The organism is Paenibacillus lycopersici (genome assembly GCF_010119935.1).
GTDB classification, from domain to species: Bacteria; Bacillota; Bacilli; order Paenibacillales; family Paenibacillaceae; genus Paenibacillus_Z; species Paenibacillus_Z lycopersici.
The window spans coordinates 4,463,157-4,488,688 of sequence record NZ_CP048209.1; the positions used below are offsets into that span (position 1 = coordinate 4,463,157).

Here is a 25,532-nt window from a genome sequence, read left to right on the forward strand (position 1 = left end):
ATGCAATCACTACCATTGTAATCGCTTGCAGAGGGAAAAGCTATCCATTGTTTCGATTAGTATTAGTCCCTCACCGTCTGTTTGCTGCCGTAACGTTGAAAACCTTTGTAGCGCGTCCCCCGAAACGTCAGCTTGCCTTGGTCCCCCTCGACCAGCATGCCGGATTCTTCGCCGGTCACTTGAAATTCCATCCGGTCGCCGCTCTCGACTTCGAAGGTTATGTAATGAATGCGGAAGATGATACTCGTCATTGCTAGAAGACAATCCCTGCTTGCGCACGCGCGCTCATCATCAAAAACGCCAGTCCCGCGTCGCGCGCAGGCTGGCGTCTTCAGGCGTCCGCTACCGGCTGCAGTAAGCGACAACCTCGTCGTAGGACAACGCGCCGCCGAATATATCGAGCGCGCTGCCGATCGTAATGTCGAGCTTGCCGTTCGCCAAGGAACGGAACAGCTCCAAGTCCCCGAAGGACCGCGCGCCGCCGGCGTAGGTCGTCGGGATCGTCACCTGCTGCGCCAGCTGCTCCACGAGCGTGGCCAGTATTCCGGTGCGTTTCCCTTCCACGTCGACGGCATGGACTAGAAATTCATCGCAGTACGCTTCCAATTCTCGCAAATGGGCCGCGTCCACGACGAAATTGCTGTACGTCTTCCATTGATTCGTCACGACGACCCATTGATTGTCCTTCTGCTTGCAGCTGAGATCGATGACGAGCCGTTCTTTCCCCACCTCGGAGACGATGCGCTGCAGATTGCCCATGTCGAGCTCGCCGTCGCGGAAGATGTAGGACGTGACGATGACGTGGGACGCCCCCGCTTCCAAATACAGCGCCGCGTTCTCGGCCCGGATTCCGCCGCCGATCTGCAGGCCGCCCGGATACGCGCGCAGCGCCGCGAGCGCCGCTTCTTCGTTGCCGCCGCCGAGCATGATAACATGGCCCCCGGTCAGCTTGTCGCGCTTGAACATGTCCGCGTAATGCGCGGAATCGTGCGCGGAGACGAAATTTTCCACGACCTGTCCGCTGCTCCCCAGCGTTTCGCCGACAATCTGTTTTACTTTGCCGTTATGCAGGTCGATGCAAGGTCTGAACTTCACTGCGGTTCCTCTTCTCTCTTCATGATGCCGTTCAGTTCGGTCAGCTCATGGATGATGTAATGCGGGGCTATCCCCTCCCGCGCCGGCTTGCGATGCGGATTATAGTAGCAGAAATCGATGCCCGCGGCCCTTGCCCCGGCATAATCGTCCGTCAACGAATCGCCCACGAACAGGATTTCCGACCGCTCGGCGTCAAGCGCGTCGACGGCTTTGTCGAAGATCAGCCGATGCGGCTTGCCGACGCCGACCTCGTCCGATATGAACAGATGCGGGAAATAGTGCGAGATGCCGCCGATCGCGAGCCGTCTGCGCTGCGCTTCGCCGATGCCGTTCGAGATGATGCCGAGCTCGTAGCTGCCGTGCAGCCCGGGCAGCAGCTCCTCCGCGCCGTCCATGAGCAGGCAGGAGGAACAGAACAGCTCCCAGTACGTCTTCGCAAGCGCCTTGGACAGCGCGCCGTCGAAGCCGAGCTGCACCAGCGTATCGCGAAACGAATAATCCAGCACGTCGGAAATATGCAGCTTCCGCTCCATGCGCTCGCTCCAGTACGTCCAATTGATCGGGGCGAACGACGTCCAGAACAGCTCCCACGTCAAGCCTTCCCGGTCGGTCAGCCCGTGGTCGCGTATCGTCCGCTGCATCGACTCCCGCTCGCTCGTATCGTAATCGAGCAATGTATTGTCCAGATCGAACAGTATCGCCTTGTACGCGGTCATATCACCACCCGCTTTCGTATAAGCTGCAGCAATCCGAAGCCGATGAGCGCGCCGATCGTGTTCAGCAGAATATCGTCGATATCGAAGCTGCCGCGCTGCAGCAGCAGCTGAAACGTCTCCAGCAGGAACAGCACGCAGATGAAGAAGCAGGTGAACGAGAACAGCCGCATCCGCAGCAAATACGGAACGGAGAGGCCGAACGGCGCGAATACCGCGATGTTGCCGACGATGTTCACGATCCAGTATTTGAATTGGAAGCTGTCCGCATGCCGGAAATAAAGCTTGAGGGTTTGCAGCGGCACGACGTTGTACTTGTAACCCGGCAATTGCGGGTGCGTGCGCCCGAACCCGATAAACATCCAATACAGCAGCAAGAGGGAATACGCAATGGTAATCCATGCAATGGCTTTCCTCATTCTACCTGCAATCTCACCTCCCGGCCTGCCAAGGAGAACGCGGCCGCGCTCCGCGGCAATTCGCTTGTCCCCTTGCCAACTATAGCTATTCCGCCTGCCGGCGATTCATTCCATGGCGCATGCATGTATCCGAAACGGCGGCCGTGACGGCATGCGGGACGGCTTCAATCGACATCGACGATCGTCCATCCGGCGCCGTTCGTATCGGTCATGGCGAACGCATGGGCGCCTTCGGTCTTCAGCTTGCCGACGACGACCATCGACACCGTCTCTTTGCCCGGCTTCGCATACGTCGTTTCGCCTTGATAGAACAGCTTGACGTACGTCAGTTCCGGCTTCGCCAGGACGGATTCGATAAAATAACGCATGCGGGACGGGTCCTGAAAAAAGCGCGCCCAAATCTGGTCGTCCGCTTTCGGCTTGGCGTTGACCGTTTCGATCAGCCGGAGCAGCAATCCGGCCGCATCCGCAGGGAGGCGCCGGTCGACCAGCAGATCGTTCTCCGTCCGGTCGGCATACGGATCCTCGGCCGCTTGTTCCGCTTCTTCGCTGGCTTGCGCCTGCATCTGCGTCAACCGCCTGTCCGCTTCGCCGAGCTTCCGGTTCGCTTCGTCCAGCCGCTTCGCCAGCGAACCGTTATCGCGCTTGAGCGCAGCCAGCTGTTCGTTCTGCGCGTCCAGCCGCTTCCGGAGATTATCCGCGTTCCCGCTGCAGCCCGCGACAAGCATGACCGCAGCGGCGGCGCACAGCGCCAAGCCTCTTGCGGACGCACGAACCCGCATGTAACCACCGCCTTTAGTTCAGCTTCTTCTGATAACAAGCCAAATCGAGCCAGCGGTCGAATTTGTAGGCGATTTCCTCGTAATGCGCCACTTGCTTGTACCCGAGCTTCGAGAACAGCGCGATGCTGCTTTCGTTCTCCGTGCAAATGGCGGCGATAAGCGAGTGGAAACGCAGCGATGCGGCCGTCTCTTCCAGAAACCGCAGCGCTTCGGTACCGATGCCCTTGCCCGTGAAATCCGGCTCGAGGTAGATCGTCACTTCGGCCGTAACGTTGAACGCAAGCTTCTTCTTATGCTGGGTGAGCAGCATATAGCCCGCGTAACGGCCCGCGTACAGCACGACATACGAGCGGTACAGCTCGGATACCGGCTCGATCAGCTGACGCATCTGCTCCGCGTCGTACGGATACAGATCGAACGAAACCGTCGTATGCGCCACGAAATGGTTGTACGTGCCGCGGACGCGTTCCAAATATTGGCCGCTATACGGTTCAAACGCAATTATGCTCGACATTGTTGCACCTCTTGGCTGCTTATTCATGATTGAACGGACGGCGCCGAAACCGGCTCCGTCTGCGCTCCTCGTTCTCCCGGCCGCGGCCGAACGGCTACTCCCACCGTTCGATGCTGTACACTTTGAAGGCATTCGTCACGGGATGCTGCGTAACGGTATAGATCCATTCGTACTCGTTCACCGTCGATCTGCCGTCGGGGTAATAAACGCCGATTTTCTCGATAATGTAAAATTTATAGGTACCGTTGATCTTCTGAATATTCATCGTCTGATAGCGGATTAGTTTCTCTTTGATTTGCTTGGCGCTGAGCCGGCGGACCAGGCCTTCCTGTTCCTTGTACAGCGGCCCGTCCGGGTCGAGCAGTCCTTCCACAAGCGAGAAGCGGTTCTTATTGACCGCTTCGACCATGGATTCTTCGTAAGCTTTCATGACATCGGAAGCGCCCGATGAATCGCGATAGTCGATTCGTTCGCCCGTGACGGGGTCCTGGTTCGGAGGGTCGTTCTGAATCGAACAGGCGCCGGTCAGCACAACGAGACCGAGCAGCATGCCAAGCATCGCCGTCCTGTACATCCTTTCAATCTCCCGTCCATATGAATTGCATCCTCTACTTATCGTCGCATGATCCGCTCGCGGATCCATGCGCAGCCATCGTTCGGATGGATCATCGGAAGTCCGATGAACCCGGCAGGCCGTTCTTCGGCCTCTCAAGCGCCGTAACGCTTGGCACCGGCGGGTTCCCGCATCGCGGTCGTTCCGCCGCGACGACCGCGGCCGACAGCTTCTCTATCCCGGGAAATGCGGGCGAAGAACGGATTTCCAACCGGAATCTCCCGTTCGTCCGCAATCGAGGCGTTCGAACATCGTATAGTCAAGTAAGGCTTATGTGCCCGTATTTGCGCTCTATGTCTTGCAAGAGGATGCATGTTCTATTCTAACATGAAACCCGCAAGGACATAAATGCCTATGGCAGGTTAATTATCCCCCGTGCGTTTCCGTACGCTCCGATAGCCGCCGGCGGTTAGCGTTCCGTCCAGCAAGGGTGCAGCAGCACCATATGGACATGGTCCTCCCATTGCCCGGCAATGCGCAAATAATCCCGCGCCAGCCCTTCGCGCCGGAACCCAAGCCGCTCGCACACCTTCAACGACGGCGCGTTGCGCGGCATGATGTTGGCTTCGATCCGGTGCAGGTTCAAGCGGTCGAAGGCGAAGGCGATGAGATGCGATAACGCCTCCGTCATATAGCCTTGGCTGCGGTGCTTCTCGTCCATCCGATACCCGAGATGACAGGATTGGAACGCGCCGCGCACGATATTGCTGACCGATGCGGTGCCGATCAGCTCCCCGTCCGGGTCCCCGGCAAGCGACAGCCAGAAGCTGACGCGCTGACCCCCCTGCAGGCTCTGCAAGTCCTGACGGATGAGCTGCCGCTGCGTATCGAGCGTGTAGAACGCTTCGTTCCGGGCCGGCTCCCATTCGGCCAGCGCCTCCCGGTTGCGCGCGAAGAACGCCAACACGCGTTCGGCGTCCGTTTCGTCAACGACTTGCAGCACAAGCCGTTTCGTGTGCAATTTCAAGCCCTGCAAGTCCTGGGCAGCATGCATGGCGTTAACCTCCGTTCAATTGCGATTCGATGGCGCGCAGCTGCGCGCGTTAAGCTCCGGGCTTCGATCGGACGGGCTCCGCCTCCGTTGATAGGCGTACATTCCGTTCCGTTTGCCTCGCGGATAACCATCTCATTCTTCGGCCATCCATCCCGCGCGATTTGCCCAATTGTTGGCGAGGCGGGCATCTGTCCAATCCGCGAACGGCGTATTTCATACAATACTGTATACCGAGTGCCGAGAACAACATGACAATCTTGAAGCCGGTGCCGGAAAAACCTTTTAAGGGAGGCAATTGCATGTCCGGTGTACACGGAGGATTTACTTCTGCTGGCGTGATTCTGGTTCTGTTCATTCTGCTGGTCATCGTAACCCGCGGGGTTTTCTTCTAAGGAATACTAACTGGCGATAATGAGAAAACCGTCGAAGGCTCCCCTTCGACGGTTTTTTCATTTGCGCGTTACCACGCATGCTCGCGCAGCGCGTGCGCAACCCCGTCCTCTTCGTTGGAACGGGTCACTGCGTTCGCCGCGTCCTTCACGGCGTCCGGAGAATTCGCGACCGCAACGCCGAGTCCGGCGAACGTCAGCATGCCGACGTCGTTGAAGTAATTGCCGATCGCCATGACGCGGCTATGGTCGACGCCTCGAAGCTGCGCGAGCTGACGCAGCGCCGTGCCCTTGCTCGCTTCCTTGTGCTGCACGTCGATAAAATAATCGCCGCTCCGGATATGCTGCAAGCCGTGCGACCAGCCGTTCCACTCCGCTTCGACGCGGTCAAGCTCCGCCATATCGCCGAACAGCGTAAACTTCACGAGCCCCTCCGGCAGCGGCGCGTCCGCTTGCCGCATGACCGGATTCGCGCCGTATCGCTCGTACATCCGCCGCGCCTCCGGCGTTATGCCTTCGATCAGCATCTCGAATGCCGTGTTAATATCGAAATGCAGCTTCGCCTGCAGGCAATACGCCCGGAAACGGGCCATTTCCGCCGCAGCGATGCTGTATTGATGAAGCACGCTGCGGCTGGCCGAGTCGACCGTAGCCGCCCCGTTATGCGTAATCATCGTGCCCGCAAGTCCAAGCTCGTCCAAGACCGGAATCGCGTTCGCCGGCCCCCTGCCCGTACAGAGCACGATTTCCGCGCCGCGCTCATGCGCTTCGCGCACCGCCTCTCTGACGCCGGCGGTCAATACATGTCCGTCCGTAAGCAGCGTGCCGTCGATATCGAGCGCAATTAAATCGTAGTTGATGTTGGCCATATGGTTCCTCTCCCTGCCTATCTGTCTGTCTATCTGTCTGTTGATCTATCTATCTATCTATCTATCTATCTATCTATCTATCTATTGATCGTTATTTACGAACGTTCAACAGCGCTTCCAGTTCTTCTTCCGTGAGCGGGCGGTATTCGCCAAGCCCCAACGTCTCGTCGAGCACAAGCGGTCCCATGGAGACCCGCTTCAAGAAGACGACCTTCTTGCCGACGGCTTCGAACATGCGCTTCACTTGATGGAACTTTCCTTCGTGAATCGTCAGCGAAATCCGGCTGTAGATCCCATCCTCGCGCGTTTCTTTCTCGCCGATAACAAGCTTCGCCGGCTGCGTCTCGTAGCCGTCGTCCAGCGTCACGCCCGCCGCGAACGCTTCCTGGTCGCGCGCGTCCACATCGCCGTGCACCAAAGCCTCGTACGTCTTCGGCACATGCTTCTTCGGCGACAGCAGGTCATGCGAGAGCTTCCCGTCATTCGTCAGCAGCAGCAGTCCTTCCGTATCCTTGTCGAGCCGTCCTACGGGGAACGGCTGCAGCACGCGATCCTCCGGCTCCAGCAGATCGACGACCGTCCGGTCGCGCGTGTCCTCCGTCGCCGAAACGACGCCCTGAGGCTTATTGAGCATCACGTAGATGGTATCTTTATAGATAACCGCTTCTTCGTCGAACCTGACTTGCTCCGCTTCCGGATCGAGCTGCAGGCCGAAATCCTTGACGACGGCTCCGTCTACCGTGACCCGCCCTTGCTTGACCGCGCGCCGGATTTCGCTTCGCGTCCCGAATCCCATATTTGACAGCAGCTTATCCAGCCGCATTCGTTTCGCCATCTTTTATTCATCCTCCAAACGTCCGATGCTTCACTTATTGTATATGAAAGCCGCTCCATTGACCAACCGGCTAACGGGAGCTTGCGAATTCGAAAAGGGAGTCCGCCCGGACTCCCTGAATCATGCATCGGGATGAAGGCGCTGCTCCAATGGCATCTGCGCAAGCGCTTCCGATTCCATCATCAGCCGCTCATCCGTAATAACGAGCCGGAACGGCGCGAAGGCCGGCGCTAACAGCCTGTCCTCCTCGCCGACGAGCAGTGCCAAGCTCCCGGCCACGTCGGCGCGGAGCCGCCGCAGATCAATGCCCATCTGCTCATCGGGATATTGAACGAGCTTCGAGTCCGCCTGCTTAAACAATTTGACCGCGCCGGAGAAATTCTCATTGCGCCAATGATGCAGGCCGACCGCCGCTTGCAGCAGTCCTTGATAGAGGAGATTGCGGCCTTCTTCCAGCCACAATTCCTCCATGACCTCGTGACATTCGAAATAATCCCGGTCCGTATTGAACAGGACGATGAAATGGACGAACCGCTCGTCGTAAAGCTTGTCAGCCCCGCCGCCCACTTACGTCGTGCCGCCCTTCTTCGACCGGTTGATCGCGGTGCGAATCTCGTCGGACAGCATGCGAATGCCGAACGTATCCTCCTGCTCCCAAAGCTCGTTGAACCGCAGCTGGAACTGCACGGCCTCCCGCACCCGATTGAAGAAGTATAGATCCTGAATGTCGCTGAGCACGCTGGAGAATATGTTCGATTTCTCTTCGAAATCCCGCTGCGCATCCAATATTTCGTTGCGGATGCTCGACATCTCCATATCGAGCTGCGACGCCGCCTCGGCCGCTTTCTTCAGCCGGCCCCGAACGTCCTCCGGCAAGCTTTCCTTATACTTATAGTTCAGCGAATGCTCGATCGTCGCCCAGAAATTCATCGCGAGCGTGCGGATTTGAATTTCCGCCAGCACGTTCTTTAAGCCGATCGCCGTCTGAACGGGATATTCGATGATCATATGGTAACTGCGATAACCGCTGTCTTTGAAATTCGTAATGTAATCCTTCTCGTAGACGAGCTTCAAATCTTTGCGCGAACGGATCAGCCCCGCCACGCGGTGAATATCGTCCACGAACTGGCACATGATGCGGATGCCCGCGATATCTTCAATGCCGGTATCGATTTTCTCCATCGGCACCGACAGCCGTTTCGCCTTCTCGAGAATGCTCGAAATTTTCTTGACCCGCCCCGTGACGAACTCGATCGGCGCGTAGGCTTCTCTATTCTTCAGCTCCGTCCGAAGCGTCTTCAGCTTGACCTTCAATTCTTCGACTGCTTGCTCATATGGCTGTAAAAATAATCCCCAGTCTCTTCCGTCCATCCGGCCGCCTCCTGTCTTAAGACCGATGATCTGCCCCAATCGCTTCCGTAATCGATGCGAATCCGTCCTTGCGCAGCAGCGCTTTGAGTCCTTCCGTCAGCTCCCGGAGCAGCTCCGGGCCTTTATAAATCAGCGCAGTGTATATTTCTACAAGACTTGCACCCGCGCGAATTTTATCGTATGCATCGGATGCCGTAAAGATGCCGCCGGAACCAATAATGGGCAGCCGTCCGCCCGTAAGGCGGTACACGTCGCGCACGACGGCCGTCGAACGGTCGCGTACGGGCTTGCCGCTCAAGCCGCCGGCTTCCTTCGCGTTCGGATGCCGCAGCCCTTCGCGGCCGATCGTCGTGTTCGTCGCGATAATGCCGTTCACGCCGCTCGCAACGATCGTCTCGACGGTATAAGCCAGCTGTTCGTCGGTCATGTCCGGCGCGATCTTGACGAGCACGGGCTTGCGGGCGGCGCCGCTCTTGGCAGCCTGCGCGCCGGTCTCTTCCATGACGGTCGCAAGCAGCAGCTTCAGCTCGTCGCCATGCTGCAGCGCGCGCAGATCCGGCGTATTCGGCGAACTGATATTGACGACGAAGAAGTCGCCGTATGTATACAATTGCCGCAGGCACGCGCGGTAGTCCTCGTGCGCCAGCTCGTTCGGGGTCGTCTTGTTCTTGCCGATATTGACGGCGATCGGAATCCGGCGGTTCGTATAATGCGCCAGACGTCCGGCCATCGCCTCCGCCCCGTCGTTATTGAAGCCCATCCGGTTGATGAGCGCTTCGTCGCTCGGCAGCCGGAACAGGCGCGGCAGATCGTTGCCGGCTTGTCCTTTCGGCGTCACCGTGCCGACCTCGGCGAAGCCGAAGCCGATGTTCGCGAACATGTCGACGGCCTTCGCGTTCTTGTCCAATCCGGCGGCAAGGCCGACGGGATGGGCGAAATGCAGGCCGAACAGGTTCGACGCGAGCTCCTTCGCTTCCGGCACGCCGTACATGGCGCGCATCATGCCGGGAATGCCCGGGAGGCGGCTTGCCGAATGGAGGCCGTCGATGACCATATGATGGGCTTTCTCCGCATCCATCCGGAAGAAATAAGGCTTGGCGATCTTGGTGTACAGCAAGGTTAAGTCACTCCGTTCTTCGTGTTAGCTCTATCGAACAGTTTAACGTGTCGGGCACGAAAAAGAAAGAGTCGCCGCCGCCTTCATTCCCTGCGGCGCGACTCGCGATTGCCTTGCGAACAGTTGTTTATACGCAAGAAAACGATTACAATAAAACCATATTCTCATTTCCGTGAAAGAAAGGTTGATCCGCATGAGCCAAGCCAAGAAGAAGCCGCCCATCATGAAATCCAAGTCGAAAGAAGAAGTCAATAAGAAAGCGCTCATCTGGATCGGATCGGTCTTTGTCGTCGTCGTGATCGTCATCGCCGTACTGCTTATTATTGACAAGTAAGTTCGGCCGTTAATCAATCTAGCCATTCGTAAACGACAGCGGAGTTCGTCTCGTCCTGGGCCGGCTGCAAGCGGAAACGCGTTGCGATCGGCGCCGGCTGGCCGGGAAGAACGCCGCTTTTTATATGGACCTTCGTGCCGAGCGGAACCAGGTCGTACAGCTCCTCGAGATCCTTCCGGTTCATCCGGATGCAGCCGTGCGATTCGTCCTTGCCGATGCTGTCCGGTTCGTCCGTGCCGTGAATCGCGTATAGCGACCCGGACAGCACCATGCCCCGGCTGCCGAATTCGCTGTCGTCCCGGCCGTTCGGATGGCGCACCTTCTCGCTGATACGGAAGCTGCCTTCCGGCGTCTTGCCGCCGCCCAGTCCCACCATGTAGCCGCGGACGATGACGTCCCCGCTGACGACGGCTAACTGATGGCTGGCCTTGTCGACGACGATCGACAGCGGTTCCTCCGGCAGCGGCGATTCTATTGCGGAAGCGGCCGCTGCGGATACGCCCGAAGTCGCGGGAACGCGCATATCGGGCATGTCCGCAGCACCGCTCCCCTCGGAGGATCCCGCCCCGGCCGGCGGCGCCGCGCCTTGGCCGGCCTTTGTTTTCATCGCCTGCAGTAATGGCGCGAACAGCTGCCGCATCGTTCCCGAGCTGCCCGACAGCACGTTATCGGGATACGGCCGCACCAGATCGTCCAGCGCGGCGGGCCATGCCGTCGTCCGCTCGCGGTAATGCGCGATCGCGCTCGACAGGGTCCATTTCTGCTCCTGCCACGCGCGCCAGCCGGCGTAGAGCTTGCGCGCTTGCGATGCATTGCCCGGCTTGCAATCGCATGCCCGCGCGTCAAGCAGGCCGACATCGGCGCGGCCTTGACCGTCCATCGGCGCTGTCTGAGCCAGCAGGCGGGTCGTACCCGTCCACTTACGCCACTTGCCGTCCTGTTCCAAGCTGACGGCGAGCCCCCGCCCGGCTCCGCTCCTCCCCCCTTGCAGGAGCGCGCCAAGCGCGTTGCCTAACATAGCCGCATCGCTCCCGCCCGGTTTCACGAAGACGACTTGAAGCCCGTCTTTCATAACGGCCGGCGCAGCAACCGGCGCTGCCGCCGACGGTTTGCTCCTGCCGGGGGCTTCGCCTGCCCCGTCCTCGTAGCCGTGCGGCCGGATGAACATCGTCATCAGGGCAAGGAGCAGCGCCGCGGACGCCGTACGCAGCGCGAGCAGGCGGCGCCGGCGTGTGCGGTTCCATTCGGCGATCATTTGCTGAGGCTCGTTCGCCAGCGGATGCTGCTTGCGTTCGTACGCATCATAGATGCTGCCGGATTGCAGGAAGCAATAGTTCGCCTTCGCGTCTTTGCCTTCCCGCACGTACTGCTTGCCCAGCAAATACCAGGCCATTCGATTATCGGGATGGTTCTGTACGTAACGTTTGAGATAGTTCATATCCTCGTTCGTTTCCATGTCGCAGCCTCCCTTGTTCCGAACCCGGTAGCTATTTTATCGGCAGAAGAGCCGCCCGGATAACATCCGGACGGCTCTTTTTATAATTATTTTATGGCCGCGATCAATGGCCGACCGTCTTGCTGCGCAGCAGTACGGCGCGGAGATCCGGCAGCCACTGCACGTCGAGGCCGAGCTCTTCGGCGAAGAAACGAACCGGCAGGAACAACCGGCCGCCCGCGTTAAACGGCGTGCCCGCGATGTTGAACGTCTGCTTCGCATTGCCTTCCGACGATCTCGCGATCGCGGAGGAACCGGTTCTCACGGTATAAGCAGTCGTTCCGCTGCGAAGCGTCGTTTGGCCATTCTCGTATTGAACGCTGTAACCGAGCTGCTCCGCCAACACTCTGACCGGCACGAAGGTAACGCTCTCCTTGATGATCGGATTCGCGTCGCTCTGCAGCAATTTCGTTCCGTACAGCAGATGAATCGTGCCGTCCGCCTTGACTTCGGCTGGCGCCCGATACGGCTCGACGACCCGGATCGTGCCGCTTCCGCTGTCCGCAACCGCCATCGCGCCTCCGCCGAGCCATACCACGTCGGTCGGCAGGTTCAGCAGCGCGCCGCTGCCCGCAAGGCCGTCTACGCGTCCTTCTTCGCCCGGCGTGCCCGCGATCGTCGTCACGCTGCCGGAGAACAAGTAGCGAATCGCGTGGTTGAGCGAATCCGCGATCAGCACGCCGCCGTCCGCGGTGACGTCGATGCCGCGCGGCGCATGGAACTTCGCCGCGCGCGCGGCCCCGTCCGCGAATCCGCCTTCGGCGTAGACGGCGTTGGCCCCGTACAGGCCGGCCGTTCCGGCCGGCGCGCCCGCGCCCGCAACCGTCGTTACCTTGCCCGCCTTGAAATCGATATAGCGGATCAAGTCGTTGCCGGTATCGCTGACGTACAGATTGCCCTTGCCGTCCAGCGCAAGGCCGCTCGGTTCGTTAAACTTCGCCTGCCCGATCGGGCCGTCCGCATAATCGCCCGCTGCCGCGACCGAACCCGGGCTGTACTCCACGATCCGGTCGGAATGCGCGGTCAGCGTCGTCACGGCGCCGTTCTTGATTTGGCGAATCACATGGTTGAGCGTATCCGCGACGTAGATAACGCCGTCCTTCGTCACCGCGACATCGAGCGGATGATCGAACTCCGCCTTCGCGCCGGCTCCGTCGGCGTCGCCGAATACGCCGGTGCCCGCAACCGTCGTGACCTTGCCTTCGGCATCGATCCTGCGGATGGCATTGTTCCCGGCGTCGGCGACATAGACGTTGCCCGAAGCGTCCTGCGCAAGGCCGGCCGGACCGTTGAATGCCGCCTCGGCGGCCGGACCGTCGACGAAGCTGCCGAGCGGATCGTCCTTGTCGCCGCTGCCGATGTACAAGCCCGCAGCCTTGTCCGTCGCCTTCGAAGTAATGTAGCGGAGCTGCTGGTTGCCGGTATCCGACACCAGATAAGCATCCGTCCCGTTATCCTTCAGCAGCGAGCTGGGCGTCCTGAAGGCGGAGCCGAGCGGCGCGCCGCTGGACAAGCGGTAATCGCCGGTACCTGCGATCGTATGCACCTCGTACAGCGCTTTAAGGTTTCCGATCGTATCCCGGGAGCTCCCCGCATCGGCGTATCCCGTGCCGCCCGTAGCCGCCAGCACGGCCGAAGCAGCCGCAGCGATGGCGGCGAATCTCGTTATTTTCCTCATGGCAACGTATCTCCTCGTTAAGTATTCGCCTGCCGCACCTGCACCGTCACGTCATCTCCGGCCTTGACCGCAATCGGATCGCCGTTCGCGTCGACGGCTTTAATGGATTTGATATGGAACGCGACATTGGCCAGTCCGCTTCCCGTATCCCCGCCGGCAGACGGCGCATGGACGTTGAACGGCAGCTTGAGCATTACCGCGCTGTCAGGGACGGTCGCCGGATCGGCTCTGAACATGGCCACCGAATAGATCACGCTCGATGTAGCCGACCCTGCGACGACGCGAAAATCGTCGACGCTGTTCGCGTTCGCGACCGACGTGCCTTCCGGCTCGACCTTGAACCCTGCGGCGCCTGCGCGATACTGCAGCGCCGACTCCGGTTCGGCGAACGCGCCTTGACGGAACGCGGCCATCTGCGTCGGGAATTCCACTTCGATCTGATAACCAGCGATACGCGGCGAAGCGGCGAATCCGTCAAAGACGAGATTCAGGTCCACGTCGCCGATGTTATCGACGGGCGTCGCCGCCTGCTGCGGATTGCTGAACGCCAAGCTCGCTTTGCGGACAGCGGGCTGCTGGACGGGACCGGAGCCAGCGCCCGGCGACGTACCCGTTCCAAGCGGCGCAAGTCCGTTGTCCACGCGGTTGGCGTTGAATTTCTTCTGCTCGTCCGCAGACAGCGTATTGAAGTACGCTTGCTCGGCCAGCTTCTGCTGTTCCTCCAGCTTCTTCCGGTTTTGCTCGATCAGCTCTTGCAGTTTCTGCTGCGCTTTCGCCAAGGCGTCTTTCATTTGCTGCAATTGCGCTTCTTTGGCCGCCTGCTCCTTGGCTGCCTGTTCCTGTTTGGCTTTCAGGAGCTGATCCAGCTTGTTCTGCTGTTCCTTTTCCTTATCGGTCAGCTTCAAGTCCGCCTTCTTCTTCAAGTCGATGATATTGCTGCCGTCCAGCTTCTTGCCGGCTTCCTCGACCAGCTGTTCCAGCGCCTTCTGGTCAAGCTTCTGCTGTTTCAGCGCCTCTTGCGCAATCGCGGATAGCAAATTGCCCAGATTCTCCGCGATCCGGTCAAGCTCTTCCTGCGAGGCTAGGCTGCCGGCCGGGTCTCCCTTCGGACCCTTGTCCAGCTCCTGCCGCTTCTTCAATAGATACGCATCGTTCTCCGCCATGATCGACTGCGCGCTGGAGAGGATGGCCCGAATGATATCCGGCGACGCCTGCGCAATGAATTGCTGCAAGTCGACAATCGCGATTTGCGTCATCAGATCGGCTTGATCATGCGATTCGGCGAGCTGCTGCGACGGATAGACGAGCTGCTGCTGGTTCATCTGCTCATGGCTCGATGCAGCCTTCCGCGTATCGTTCGTCGAGGACTGGACAACGCCCGCCGCAAGGAACAGCTGGGTCAATCCGGTCATCGGATCGACGTCGACGTAGAACTGCGTGCCGCGCACGCCCATGATCGACGTCGGCGTCTCCACCTCGAACTGATCGCTGGCGTTCGAGACCGACTTGACCTTCACCCACAGCGATCCGGCCCATACGCTCAGTTTCGACTTGGTTCCTTCGCCGTCTTTCATTTTGGAGAAATTGACGACCGAATTGGCCGCGATGGTAATGGAATCCTTATCCGCATTCGCGCTGGACAGCTCGAGCACGACTTGGCCGTCCTTCGCCGTCGCGATCTGATCCCCCTCGTTCAGGCTCATGTTCTTGAACGCCTTGAACGGCTTCGCGCCTCCCGACTTCAAGACGGTTACGCCGCCTTTCAGCGACTGCACGACAGCCACGCGCATAATCTGTGCCGACGCCTGCTTGCCGAAGAACAGCGACGCGGGTCCGATGACAAGCAAGAAGCACAGCGCCGCAAGCAGCGTGCGGGAGCTTCCCTTCCTCATGTTCCTTCTCTCCCTTCGAATTCGCGAATCGGATGCAAGGACGGCGAAGATTCCGTTTGCCCCCGCACTTCCGTTGCGGGCACGGGCTTCTCTTTGCCCTTCACTTTGATTTCGCCGATGAACGCCGTATCGAACCGCCCGGTCACGCGGTTCAGCGTTGCATCGCTGATCAGAATCTGTCCCGGCTTGGCGTTCGATTCCAGCCGCGCCGCAAGATTGACCGTATCGCCGATGGCCGTATAGTCCAGCCGCAGCATTTGCGAGCCGATGTTGCCGACGACGGCCGGACCGCTGTTGATGCCGACGCCGAACCGCACCGGAACGCCGATCTCGCGCAGGCAGCGCTCTTCCAGTTCCGCGGACTGCCGCTTCATCTCCAGCGCGGCCAGCACCGCGAGCTCGGGATGGTTCGGCTGCGAGACCGGCGCCCCGAAGATCGCCATGACGCCGTCGCCGATGAACTTGTCCAGCGTGCCGTTGTACTTGAAGACGGCTTTCGTACATATATCCAGGTATTCGTTCAACACTTGAATGATCTGCTCCGGCTCCAGCTTCTCGGACATCGGGGTAAATCCCCGAATATCGACGAACATGACGCTGATGTCCCTGCGCTGTCCGCCGACCTTAACCTCTTCGCCGGAGGCGAGCAGCTCGTCGACGACCGTCCGCGGCACGAAACGGCCGAAAATGTTCGTCACCCTGCCCCTTTCCGTGCGCTCCATGACGTAATACCGCACGACCGACCAGATCAGCACCGTCGTCATCGCCAAGAACGGATACGTGAACGGAATGAAGACGGACTCGAGCTGGTAAAGCTCGATCCAGGTCAAGGTATAGACTATGACAAGCGCCCCGTAGACGATAAAGGTCTTGTAGCCGGTCATCCGCGCGAACAGCAGGATCGGCAGCAGCGTCAGCAGCGCGATCAACGCGTAGCCGATGCCTTGACCGGATTGCGTATAGAACTTGCCCGCGACGAGCGACTGCGCCATGTTGGCGTGAATCTCCACTCCGTACATCTTCAGCACCGGACTGAGCGGCGTCAAGTACTCGTCCTGCAAGCCCGGCGCATACGGTCCGATCAGCACGATATCGCCTTGATAATATTCGGGCGGCACGTTGCCCGTCAGGACGTCGACGAAGCTCTGGGTGTCATAGCCCGTATCCGCGTTCATCGCTTCTCTCGGCTCCGTGTAGAACTGTGTCGTCAATTGGCCGCGCGCATCGACGGGCAACCGCTTGTCTCCCCGGTACCAGCCGTTCCTGCCGGCATCCCAACCGATTTGATGCGACGCGTCGAGCAAGTAATTCGCCAGCTTGACGCTGAACGCCGGAACCATCCTGCCCGCGTTGTCCCGCAAGCCGACCGTCAGCTTGCGCACGGTGCCGTCGTTGTCCTGCAGCACGTTGATGTGCCCGAGCTGATCCGGTCCTGCGCCGATGGTCGAAGCCGGGTAGGAGATCGATTCCGTCTCCAATGCGCCGGCCTGGTCCTGTCTTGCCTTGAAATTGAATACGACCGGCAGAACGACGTTCGGATACTTGCGCATCGTCTCCGCCATGGCCGCATCGATCGCGGGATCGTTCCCCGGCTCCGACAGCACGACGTCGAGCGCGATCGCTTTCGCGCCCGCATCCGCAAGCATGCCGATCATTTGCGCGTACAGACTGCGGTCCCACGGGAATTGCCCGAGCCCGTCTAGCGAAGCCTGGTCGATCGTAATCAGCTTGATGTTGACGTTCGGTTTTCGCGCCGCATCCGATTGCTTCGTTACTTTGTCTTGAAGCACCGATTCCAGCTTGCTCAGCGTCCCACCCGTTCCCAACTGGCTTAGAAACGACCAGAACAGCATAATGACGATACCGGCCGCAGCCGCGGCGATCCATTTGCGCCTGTGCATACACGCCCCCTATTCTCTTGTTCATGCTGCCAGAAATAGGCTATTAAGCTACCTATCATTCTAGAGTAGACTTACAACGATTGGCAACAACGGATTGTCGAAAAAACAAGAAAAATCCCGCTCCTGTCGAAACAGGGAACGGGACTTCATGTGCGCGTTTACGCGATTTATATGTGAGATTAGTTATTGAAAGCCGTGTCCGCGATCTTGATGGAGTCGGTCGGGCAGCCGTCTGCCGCATCTTGCAAATCATCGTATAAATCTTCCGGAATTTCCGTGTTGCCGTGGTTACCGTCGTTGCCGAAAATAACTTCAGCCAAACCTTCATCGTCGTAATCGTAAATGTCCGGTGCCGTTGCTCCGCACGCTCCGCATGCAATGCATGTATCTTTCTCTACCCAAGTAAATTTCGACATCGTGGTTCCTCCTATTATGTGGTAAGTTCAACCTTACGTTATGTGCTTCATACTAAGCATACAACCCTCACTCATCACTATATAACATATGCTCATCCCTTTGCAAGGATGTCCCGCGAATTCGTTTATTGCGGATTAAGGCCGACGGATCGTCGCCAAGCATGCCCGCCGTCAGCACCGCATCCTCGCCGAATTTGTCTCTCAATCTATCCATCGCTTGCGTCAGCGCCTCTTTCTTCGGCTGTTCGCTATAATTGAACAAATCCAGCTGGACCGCGGTTTCCGACTGCAGCGTCAGGTTCTGCAGCGTGATGCCGAGCAGGCGCGCGGGTTCGCCGTCCTTCCAATGCTTATCGAACAGCTTGCACGCTTCCCTATGAATATCGGCCGCGGAATCGGTAGGCGTCTCCAGCGTGACGGAGCGGTTGATCGTCACCATGTCCGGTCTCCGGATAACGATCTGAATCGTTGCGGCCATCATCTTCTGCTGCCTCATCCGCCTGCCGGTCTGGTCGGCCAGATTGAGCAGTATCCGGTGCGCTTCGTCCCGGTCGGTCACGTCTCTCGGGAGCGTCGTCGTGTGGCCGATCGACTTGTTCCGTCCGCGCTCGGCGTTGACAGGCGCGTAATCATAGCCGTGCGCGGCCGCCTTCATCCAGCTGCCGGTCACGCCGAAATGCTTGATCAGCGCCGCTTCTTCGGCGGCCGCAAGCTGTCCGATCGTACGGATGTTCAGCTTCGTCAGCTTCTCCGCCGTCTTCCGGCCGATGCCGAACAGCGTATCGCACGGCTTGGGCCAGAGCAGCCGGGGCACGTCGCGGATGCGCAGCACGGTGAAGCCGTTCGGCTTCTGCATGTCGGACGCCATCTTGGCCAGCAGTTTGTTCGGCGCGATACCGACGGAACAGGGCAAATTCCATTCCGTGCGGATCCGCTCCTGTATGGTATGCGCGATGTGAAGCGGTTCGCCAAAGGCGGCCGAGCCCGTTATATCCATATAGCACTCGTCGATCGAGACGGCTTCCACGAGCGGCGTATACTGCCTGGCTATTGACATGAAGCCTTTGGAGTACATGCGGTACAGGTTGAAATCGGGACTGATCAGCACGAGATCCGGACATTTGCGGAGCCCCTCGCGCACCGTCATGCCGGTCTTGACGCCTTGCGCCCGCGCGGCGTACGACGACGTCACGATGATCCCTCTCCGCTGCTCCACGCTTCCGGCGACCGCCGTCGGCTTGCCTTTATATAAGCGAGGCTCTTCCGCCTCGTGAACGGAACAATAGAACGCGTTCATGTCTAAATGAAGAATGACGCGGCTTTTGGGAGGCGCCGCTTCCCGCTCCTTCGTCATCGCAGCAACATCCTTCCGCGGATAACCGATACCCGAACTTATGATCGTATTTTCAGCATAGCAAGATAACGTCCGCCGCGTCAACTTTCGCCGCCGGCGAATGCATCCGACATTTACGCCCCGCTCTTCTGATGGTATAATAAAATATTATGACTAGAACGTAAAACTGGTCTTTGGAAGGGGGCTTCTGCATTCATGGGAAACACAATCTCCGTATTCGACACAACGCTGCGAGACGGCACACAGGGAGAAGGCATCAGTCTTTCCGCAGAGGATAAAGTCAAAATCGCCCAGAAGCTCGATCTGCTCGGCGTTCATTATATTGAAGGCGGAAATCCCGGCAGCAACAGCAAGGACATTGAATTTTTTCAGCGCATCAAAGGCATGAAGCTGAACGCGAAGCTGACCGCCTTCGGCAGCACGCGGCGGAAGAACAGCCTCGCCGAGCAAGACAGCAGCCTGCTGCGCATCGTGGAATCCGGCGTTCCGGCCGCTACGCTCGTCGGCAAGTCGTGGGACTTCCACGTACACACCGCGCTGCAAACGACGCTCGAAGAGAATCTGTCCATGATCTACGATTCCTTCGCCTTCCTGAAACGCAACGGCGTCGAGGCGATCTTCGACGCGGAGCATTTCTTCGACGGGTACAAGCATAATCCGGAGTACGCGCTCTCCGTGCTGCGCAAAGCGCAGGATGCGGGCGCCGACTGGATCGTGCTCTGCGACACGAACGGCGGCACCCTCCCTACGGAAATCCACGACATCGTCACGCGCGTCGCGTCCGAGCTGAATTCGCCGATCGGCATACATACGCATAACGATTGCGAGCTTGCCGTCGCCAATACGCTTGCGGCCGTACAAGCCGGCGCCCGTCAAATCCAGGGCACGATCAACGGCTACGGCGAACGCTGCGGTAACGCGAATCTCTGCTCGATCATTCCGAACCTGCAATTGAAAATGGATTACCGCTGCATCAGCGACGACCAGCTGCAGTCGCTGACGAAGACGGCGCGCTATATCAGCGAAATCGCCAACGTCCATATGCCCGTCGCGCAGCCGTATGTCGGCAACGCGGCGTTCGCGCACAAAGGCGGCATCCACGTATCGGCGATCATGAAAGATTCGAAGACGTACGAGCATATCCGGCCGGAGCTCGTCGGCAACAAGCAGCGCGTGCTCGTCTCCGAGCTCGCCGGCCAGAGCAACATCATTTCCAAGGCGCAAGAGCTCGGGCTCGACATTAACGCGAACAACGAGAAGACGAAGCAAATCATGGAGCGTATCAAGGAGCTGGAGCATCAAGGCTACCAATTCGAAGGCGCCGACGCCTCCCTCGAGCTGCTGCTACGCGACGCCTTCGGCGAGATGAAAGAGATTTTCAAGCTGGAATCGCTCAAAATGCTCGTCGAGAAAACGAACGGCCACGGCATGAACGCCGAGGCGATCGTGAAGGTCAATATCGACGGTCAAGCCGTCTATATGGCCGCCGAAGGCAACGGCCCCGTCAACGCGCTCAACAACGCGCTGCGCAAGGCGCTGGAAACCTACTATCCAAGCATTAACGATTTCCATCTGTCCGACTACAAGGTACGCGTCATCGACGAGAAGGACGCAACGGCCGCCAAAGTCCGCGTGCTCATGGAATCGACCGATTTCAAGAACACCTGGAACACGGTCGGCGTCTCCAGCAACGTCATCGAAGCGAGCTGGGAAGCGCTTGTCGACAGCATTCGCTACGCGCTGCTGACGAAGAGCAAAGTCGATTCGCATGACGAACCGCGCGAGCAGCTGGGTCTCGTGAACCACTGACCGGTGAAATTGCTAGCTATAGAAGGGGCTGCCCGCAACGGGCGGCCCCTTCTTTTGCATATGGGCTACGAACCGGTCGACCGGTAATGCCGGACGCCGATCCGCCAGACGAGCAGGCATGGCGCGAGGAACAGAAACCCGCTCAGCGGCGTCAGCGCGTAGAGCGCATGATCGGCACCTTCGCGCCCGAGGATGTACAGCAGCGGCAAATAGTTAATGCAGCCGAACGGGATGATGAAGGTGAAGAACCGTTTGATCCAGCGGTGATAGATGTTGAGCGGATACTGCGTCATTTCCCGTCCGCCGTCGGTGAAGATATTGACGATTTCCAGCCCCTGCACCGTCCAGAAGCTGATCGACGCGGCAAGGATGAAGATGCCGGTGTAAATGACGGTACCGCATAGGAGCATCAGGACGAGCGCCATGATTCTGAGTCCCGTCCACGCGACATCGATATGCATGACGGACCATACGAGCAGGGCCAGACTGAGCAGCAGCCTGCCAAGGCGGGCAAACTCGAACCGCGAGCCGAGCACCTGTACGACCGTGCCGCGCGGACGTACGAGAAGCCTGTCGAAATCGCCGCTCACGACAAGGCTCGAGAACGTATCGAAGCCGCGCGCGAACGTCTCGCTGAGCGAGAACGCCATCTGGGTCACGGCGAAGCATAGCGCCACCTCGTAGAAATCCCAGCCTTTCAGCTGCCCGAACCGTTCGAACATGAAGTACACCCCGGCCAATGTCGTGAACGGCGTCAAGCACTGGCCGACGAGGAGCAGCAAGAACGAGCCCCGATATTGCATTTGCGATTTCAAGATGATCAGCATGTATTTGAAATAAAGCTTCATGGCCCCGCTTCAGCCTCCCTGCACGACGATGCGCCGCAGCGCCCGTCCCATGGTGAATTTGCCGACGGCGACCAGCGCTGCGAGCCATGTCAATTGCCCCAGCAGCCCCACGGCCGCATCGGATTTCGTCAGATCCCCCGTATAGACCCGAAACGGAAAATCGACCGTCCAGTGAAACGGCAGCACGTATACGATGTTCTGCATCCATCCCGGCATCAGCGGCACCGGAATGATCATCCCGGCAAGAAATTCGCCGAATATGCTGAACATCAGCAGCGAGCCGCTCGGCGACATCGTGACGAACACGGAAATATAGATCAGCATCGACAACGATACGATCATGAGCAGGCCGATTAACAGCGCGGCGACGAAGAGCAGCAAGGTGAGCGGATCTGAAGGGAGCTCCAGCCGGTAAGGGTCCGGCAGAAACAGAGCAACAAGAAGAATCGGGAAGCAGCGCAGCAGCGCGCTCGACAACCGCTGGGCGAGCAGCTTGGCGAACCAGAAGCCGTAGATGCCGCTGGGCCGGCATAGCTCGTAAGCGATGTTGCCGCTTGTAATCAGCTGGAACAGCTCGTTGTCCCGGAGCCATAGAATGATGAAAGCCAGGAACGCCTGTTTGAGCCAGCTGTAGGTGATCACTTGGGACAGTGTCATCGGGGGTTGGTTGACGGTGTGCGCGTAGAACGCCTCGAAGACCATAATGAAGACGAAACCGAAGAAGAATTGCGTTCCGATGCCGGCCAGCGCCGCGGTGCGGTATTGAAGACCGGTGCTGACTCGGAGCCTGAAGACGGATAAGTAAGCCTTCCTCATAACCGGTACTCCTTGTACATCTGGACGATGATATCCTCGATCGGCTGGGTTTCGACCGCCACGTCCAGCAGTTCGACCTGCGCGGAGAGCCGGGTAATCGCCTCGGAGATCATCACCTGCTCGGTGTCGACGCCGAGTATGGCCCGCTCCGGCGTCCAGGACAGCAGCTCGGCGCCCGGAATATGCAGCGGCTTGCCGTTCTCGTGGTAGTCGGCGGTGATCGTCCGTTTCGTGCCGAACCGGCTCCGCAGGCCCTGCACGCTGCCGTCGTAGAGCAGCTTTCCTTTGCCGATCAGCAGAATCCGGCTCGCGAGCGCTTCGATGTCGTTCATATCATGCGTCGTCAGAATGACGGTGACGCCCTTCTCCTTGTTGATCTTCTTGATGAACTGCCGCACCGCGATCTTGGAAACCGCGTCAAGCCCGATCGTCGGTTCGTCCAGGAACAAGATGCGCGGGCTGTGCAGCAAGGAGGCGGCGATTTCGCAGCGCATCCGCTGGCCGAGGCTCAGCTGCCTGACCGGCGTGTGGATGATGGCGCCTAGATCGAGCGCCTCGACGAGCAGCGTCAGCGTCTCCTTGTACTGCGCCTCCGGTACGTCGTAGATGTCGCGCAGCAGCTCGAACGAGTCGAGCACCGGCACGTCCCACCACAGCTGCGAGCGCTGGCCGAACACGACGCCGATGTTCTTCACGAACGGCACCCGGTCCTTCCACGGGGTGAAGCCGTCGATGACGCACGCGCCGCGGTCCGGCACCAGGATGCCGCTCATGACTTTGATCGTTGTCGATTTGCCCGCCCCGTTCGGCCCGATGTAGCCGACGATTTCGCCGGGCGCAATCGAGAAGGAGATGTCCTGCAGCGCGTCGACCGCCGTGTACTCCCGATGGAACAGCGATTTGACCGCATGCCGGATACCCGGTTGCCGCTTCGCAACCAGGAATGTTTTGCTTATGCCTTCCAAAGTAATCAACTTCCTGTACCTCCATATTTTATTAGTGTATTGAGAATGACAGGGAGAAAAATATACCACTACCCTGCAAACGCTGTCAAGATTGAATTTGGATGAAGGAATAAAATCTCCGCAGCAAAAAGCGGATACCGCCATTAAGGTGCATCCGCTTCTTCGCCGTTCGTTCTATCCGTTGTATCTTCATTGTCACTGTCGGTTCTTAACCGTTGTTGACTCGTATCGTATTGGATCGCGCCGCCATGATCAGGTCGCCGCGTTCGCCTTCTCTTCAACTTCGGCATTCAGCCATTTGTCGATAAGCGACTGCCATTGCTCCTTCTTGATGACGCCCTCGACCCGTTCCCGGACGATACCGTTGCCGTCCACCAGCAGACTGATCGGGAACGAATTGATCTTGTACAGCTTCTGGGCGCTGCCCTCTCTGTCCATCAGGATGGTGAACGTCAGCTTCTGCTGATCGACGAATTCCCTCGCCTGCCGTTCCTTGTCGACGCTCGTCGCGTTGATCCCCAAGATTTGCAGCTTATCGCCATATTCCTTCGACAGCGCTTGAAGATCGGGCGCTTCCATCTCGCAGGGGTAACACCAGGACGCCCAGAAATTAACCAGCGTCAGCTTTTCCTGCTTCCCGCCGATCGCGACAGGCCGATCTTTCAGATCGGGCAAGCTGAGCGTCGGCGCGGTGAAACCCGGCTTCGGCAGCATATCCGACGATGCGGCCAAGACTTCGTCATGTTTGCCGTTATTCTGATATACGGCTACTCCCGCAAGCAGAAGTACAATGGCTAGCAATACGATCGATCGTTTCATGTTGGGCCTTCTTTCCAAAATTTGTCGATACATCCGACTCGCTTCCCCTATGTTACCACGAGCAAGAATGGCAGCTCAAGTTCAAGGGCACATTACCCGAAGACCATTCGGTCAAACCAGGGGCTTGGGGGCTGGAAACAGTGAAACAATCGACGAAATCCCGCGGCGCGGCCGGCGGTCCCGGTAAGCTGCGGACGACGGGACCGGCCGGTTCGGCGTCCGACTCGAAGCAAGGCGGCAAAGGCGGCGGCAAATGGCTGGAATACATGGCCCTGGCGACCGTACCGCTCGTGCTCGTGCTCGGCAACTCCATGCTGGTGCCGATTCTCCCGGAAATGGAACGCAAGCTTCACATCTCCACGTTTCAGGCAAGTCTCGTAATTACGTTATTCTCCGTCTCGGCGGGCTTAATTATTCCGATCTCCGGATATCTCTCCGACCGCTATTCAAGGAAAGGCGTCATCCTCCCTTCCCTGGCGCTCTACGGCGTCGCGGGAATCGGCGCCGGCGTCGCGGCGGTCATGCACTCGTACGGTTTCCTCATTGCCGCCCGGGCGCTGCAAGGCATCGGCGCCGCGGGAACGTCCTCGATCGCCATGGCGCTCGTGGGCGACAAATACAAGGACGGCGAAGAGAGCGAGGCGCTCGGCCTGATCGAAGCATCCAACGGCGCCGGCAAAGTCATCAGCCCGATCATCGGATCGCTGCTCGCGCTGCTGTCCTGGTACGCGCCGCTATTCGCGTTCCCGGCGTTCTGCGCTTGCTCGTTCGCCGCCGTGATGTTCCTCATCAAAGAACCGTCCCGGGAGAGCAAGGAACAAGCGCTGCCGATCAAACAATACGTCAAGGACATCGGCAAAGTGTTCCGGGAGAAAGGCAAATGGCTAATCAGCGCCTTCGTGTCGGGCTCGCTCGGCTTATTCATTCTGTTCGGCGTCCTGTTCCGGCTGTCGGACCTGCTGGAGAAGGCGCCTTATAACGTCGACGGCGTCGCGAAGGGCGGCGTACTCGCGATTCCGTTATTGTTCTTGGTCATAACCGCGTACATTACCGGCCGTAAAATCAAAAACAACGGCAAGCTGATGCGCGTCCTCATGATCATCGGACTCGCCGTCATGGGCGCCGCCTTGGCCGCAGCCGCGTTCCTTCACCGGAATATCTATGTGCTGATCGGTTTCGCCGCGCTAAGCAGCCTCGGAACCGGTCTGCTGCTGCCATGCTTGAACACATTGATCACCGGTTCCGTCGACCGCCAGCATCGCGGCATGGTGACATCGCTGTACAGCAGCCTGCGTTTCTTCGGCGTCGCCTTCGGTCCGCCGTTATTCGGCTGGATCGCAGCGAAATCCGATGCGCTGCTCTATGGCATCGTGTCGGGCTTGTCCGTAGCCGCGCTGCTGATCATCGTCTTCCTCGTGCACCCGCCGGCACAGGCCGGGGATGCGCCGGCCGAATAAATCAGCTCGGCTTGCAATCGCTCGATATGGCCATCCG

26 protein-coding genes and 1 pseudogene are annotated in these 25,532 nt (G+C 59.0%); 4 read left to right on the forward strand and 23 right to left on the reverse strand.

The features are described 5' to 3' along the window. Positions 1–62: 62 nt before the first annotated feature. The 8 genes and pseudogenes from GXP70_RS19735 to GXP70_RS19770 all read right to left on the reverse strand — a co-directional run. Positions 63–224: pseudogene (locus tag GXP70_RS19735) on the reverse strand (DUF2500 domain-containing protein); the annotation flags it as partial. 118 nt (positions 225–342) lie between these two features. After that, positions 343–1,095, reverse strand: a complete 753-nt coding sequence (gene hisA, locus GXP70_RS19740; protein ID WP_162358424.1) for a phosphoribosylformimino-5-aminoimidazole carboxamide ribotide isomerase — start codon at positions 1,093–1,095, stop codon at positions 343–345. Then, a complete protein-coding gene (locus tag GXP70_RS19745; protein WP_162358425.1) occupies positions 1,092–1,811 on the reverse strand; it encodes a YjjG family noncanonical pyrimidine nucleotidase in 720 nt (239 codons plus the stop codon). The genes hisA and GXP70_RS19745 overlap by 4 nt, the downstream gene beginning before the upstream one ends. Next, positions 1,808–2,227 (reverse strand): VanZ family protein, encoded by a 420-nt coding sequence (locus GXP70_RS19750; protein ID WP_162358426.1) that lies wholly within the window; start codon positions 2,225–2,227, stop codon positions 1,808–1,810. Before GXP70_RS19750 ends, GXP70_RS19745 begins: the two co-directional genes overlap by 4 nt. Before the next feature lie 164 nt (positions 2,228–2,391). Then, on the reverse strand, positions 2,392–3,009 hold the full coding sequence (locus tag GXP70_RS19755; protein WP_162358427.1) for a hypothetical protein: 618 nt from the start codon (positions 3,007–3,009) through the stop codon (positions 2,392–2,394). A gap of 13 nt (positions 3,010–3,022) precedes the next feature. After that, positions 3,023–3,523: a GNAT family N-acetyltransferase gene (locus GXP70_RS19760; RefSeq protein ID WP_162358428.1), complete on the reverse strand. Its 501-nt coding sequence runs from the start codon at positions 3,521–3,523 to the stop codon at positions 3,023–3,025. Between the two features lie 94 nt (positions 3,524–3,617). Further along, entirely contained in the window at positions 3,618–4,097 is a 480-nt protein-coding gene (locus tag GXP70_RS19765; protein ID WP_162358429.1) for a TcaA NTF2-like domain-containing protein, read from the reverse strand. Between the two features lie 448 nt (positions 4,098–4,545). Further along, the gene (locus GXP70_RS19770; RefSeq protein ID WP_162358430.1) at positions 4,546–5,130 is read right to left on the reverse strand and encodes a GNAT family N-acetyltransferase; all 585 of its coding nucleotides are present in this window, start codon (positions 5,128–5,130) and stop codon (positions 4,546–4,548) included. A 299-nt stretch (positions 5,131–5,429) separates the two neighbouring features. On the opposite strand from GXP70_RS19770, the gene GXP70_RS19775 reads away from it, so the two are divergent. Next, positions 5,430–5,522 (forward strand): dihydroorotate dehydrogenase, encoded by a 93-nt coding sequence (locus tag GXP70_RS19775; RefSeq protein WP_162358431.1) that lies wholly within the window; start codon positions 5,430–5,432, stop codon positions 5,520–5,522. 68 nt (positions 5,523–5,590) lie between these two features. Here GXP70_RS19775 and GXP70_RS19780 read toward each other — a convergent pair whose 3' ends face one another. The 5 genes from GXP70_RS19780 to GXP70_RS19800 all read right to left on the reverse strand — a co-directional run bounded on the left by GXP70_RS19780 (position 5,591) and on the right by GXP70_RS19800 (position 9,711). Continuing rightward, on the reverse strand, positions 5,591–6,388 hold the full coding sequence (locus GXP70_RS19780; protein ID WP_318652386.1) for a Cof-type HAD-IIB family hydrolase: 798 nt from the start codon (positions 6,386–6,388) through the stop codon (positions 5,591–5,593). A gap of 91 nt (positions 6,389–6,479) precedes the next feature. Further along, on the reverse strand, positions 6,480–7,223 hold the full coding sequence (locus tag GXP70_RS19785) for a pseudouridine synthase (protein WP_162358432.1): 744 nt from the start codon (positions 7,221–7,223) through the stop codon (positions 6,480–6,482). Positions 7,224–7,343: 120 nt separating this feature from the next. After that, on the reverse strand, positions 7,344–7,790 hold the full coding sequence (locus GXP70_RS19790) for a DUF309 domain-containing protein (protein WP_225442484.1): 447 nt from the start codon (positions 7,788–7,790) through the stop codon (positions 7,344–7,346). Further along, a complete protein-coding gene (locus GXP70_RS19795) occupies positions 7,791–8,594 on the reverse strand; it encodes a GTP diphosphokinase (protein WP_162358433.1) in 804 nt (267 codons plus the stop codon). 16 nt (positions 8,595–8,610) lie between these two features. After that, positions 8,611–9,711: a quinone-dependent dihydroorotate dehydrogenase gene (locus tag GXP70_RS19800; RefSeq protein ID WP_162358434.1), complete on the reverse strand. Its 1,101-nt coding sequence runs from the start codon at positions 9,709–9,711 to the stop codon at positions 8,611–8,613. A 193-nt stretch (positions 9,712–9,904) separates the two neighbouring features. Here GXP70_RS19800 and GXP70_RS29605 point away from each other — a divergent pair, with 193 nt between their 5' ends. Next, positions 9,905–10,045 carry a hypothetical protein gene (locus GXP70_RS29605; RefSeq protein ID WP_192043515.1) on the forward strand — a complete coding sequence of 47 codons (141 nt, stop codon included), beginning with the start codon at positions 9,905–9,907 and terminating at the stop codon, positions 10,043–10,045. A gap of 13 nt (positions 10,046–10,058) precedes the next feature. Here GXP70_RS29605 and GXP70_RS19805 read toward each other — a convergent pair whose 3' ends face one another. The 6 genes from GXP70_RS19805 to GXP70_RS19830 all read right to left on the reverse strand — a co-directional run bounded on the left by GXP70_RS19805 (position 10,059) and on the right by GXP70_RS19830 (position 18,781). Further along, on the reverse strand, positions 10,059–11,501 hold the full coding sequence (locus GXP70_RS19805) for a L,D-transpeptidase (RefSeq protein WP_162358435.1): 1,443 nt from the start codon (positions 11,499–11,501) through the stop codon (positions 10,059–10,061). A gap of 103 nt (positions 11,502–11,604) precedes the next feature. After that, positions 11,605–13,218, reverse strand: a complete 1,614-nt coding sequence (locus GXP70_RS19810; protein WP_162358436.1) for a stalk domain-containing protein — start codon at positions 13,216–13,218, stop codon at positions 11,605–11,607. A 17-nt stretch (positions 13,219–13,235) separates the two neighbouring features. Beyond that, positions 13,236–15,110, reverse strand: a complete 1,875-nt coding sequence (locus tag GXP70_RS19815) for a FecR domain-containing protein (protein ID WP_162358437.1) — start codon at positions 15,108–15,110, stop codon at positions 13,236–13,238. After that, positions 15,107–17,011, reverse strand: coding sequence for a CHASE2 domain-containing protein (locus GXP70_RS19820; protein ID WP_162358438.1), 1,905 nt, complete (start codon positions 17,009–17,011; stop codon positions 15,107–15,109). Before GXP70_RS19820 ends, GXP70_RS19815 begins: the two co-directional genes overlap by 4 nt. A 179-nt stretch (positions 17,012–17,190) precedes the next feature. Further along, positions 17,191–17,427 (reverse strand): ferredoxin, encoded by a 237-nt coding sequence (locus GXP70_RS19825; protein ID WP_090635496.1) that lies wholly within the window; start codon positions 17,425–17,427, stop codon positions 17,191–17,193. A gap of 67 nt (positions 17,428–17,494) precedes the next feature. Beyond that, positions 17,495–18,781 carry a DNA polymerase IV gene (locus GXP70_RS19830; RefSeq protein WP_162358439.1) on the reverse strand — a complete coding sequence of 429 codons (1,287 nt, stop codon included), beginning with the start codon at positions 18,779–18,781 and terminating at the stop codon, positions 17,495–17,497. A gap of 195 nt (positions 18,782–18,976) precedes the next feature. On the opposite strand from GXP70_RS19830, the gene cimA reads away from it, so the two are divergent. Beyond that, positions 18,977–20,590 (forward strand): citramalate synthase, encoded by a 1,614-nt coding sequence (cimA, locus tag GXP70_RS19835; protein WP_162358440.1) that lies wholly within the window; start codon positions 18,977–18,979, stop codon positions 20,588–20,590. Positions 20,591–20,655: 65 nt separating this feature from the next. Here the strand turns inward: cimA and GXP70_RS19840 are convergent, their stop codons facing one another. The 4 genes from GXP70_RS19840 to GXP70_RS19855 form a co-directional block, all read right to left on the reverse strand. Continuing rightward, positions 20,656–21,438, reverse strand: coding sequence for an ABC transporter permease (locus GXP70_RS19840; protein WP_162358441.1), 783 nt, complete (start codon positions 21,436–21,438; stop codon positions 20,656–20,658). Positions 21,439–21,447: 9 nt separating this feature from the next. Further along, positions 21,448–22,254: an ABC transporter permease gene (locus GXP70_RS19845; protein ID WP_162358442.1), complete on the reverse strand. Its 807-nt coding sequence runs from the start codon at positions 22,252–22,254 to the stop codon at positions 21,448–21,450. Beyond that, positions 22,251–23,228 (reverse strand): ABC transporter ATP-binding protein, encoded by a 978-nt coding sequence (locus tag GXP70_RS19850; RefSeq protein WP_225442485.1) that lies wholly within the window; start codon positions 23,226–23,228, stop codon positions 22,251–22,253. The genes GXP70_RS19845 and GXP70_RS19850 overlap by 4 nt, the downstream gene beginning before the upstream one ends. Positions 23,229–23,471: 243 nt before the next feature. After that, positions 23,472–24,038 (reverse strand): TlpA family protein disulfide reductase, encoded by a 567-nt coding sequence (locus GXP70_RS19855; RefSeq protein WP_162358444.1) that lies wholly within the window; start codon positions 24,036–24,038, stop codon positions 23,472–23,474. Positions 24,039–24,169: 131 nt separating this feature from the next. On the opposite strand from GXP70_RS19855, the gene GXP70_RS19860 reads away from it, so the two are divergent. Then, a complete protein-coding gene (locus GXP70_RS19860) occupies positions 24,170–25,495 on the forward strand; it encodes an MFS transporter (protein ID WP_404822364.1) in 1,326 nt (441 codons plus the stop codon). Positions 25,496–25,532 lie beyond the last annotated feature (37 nt).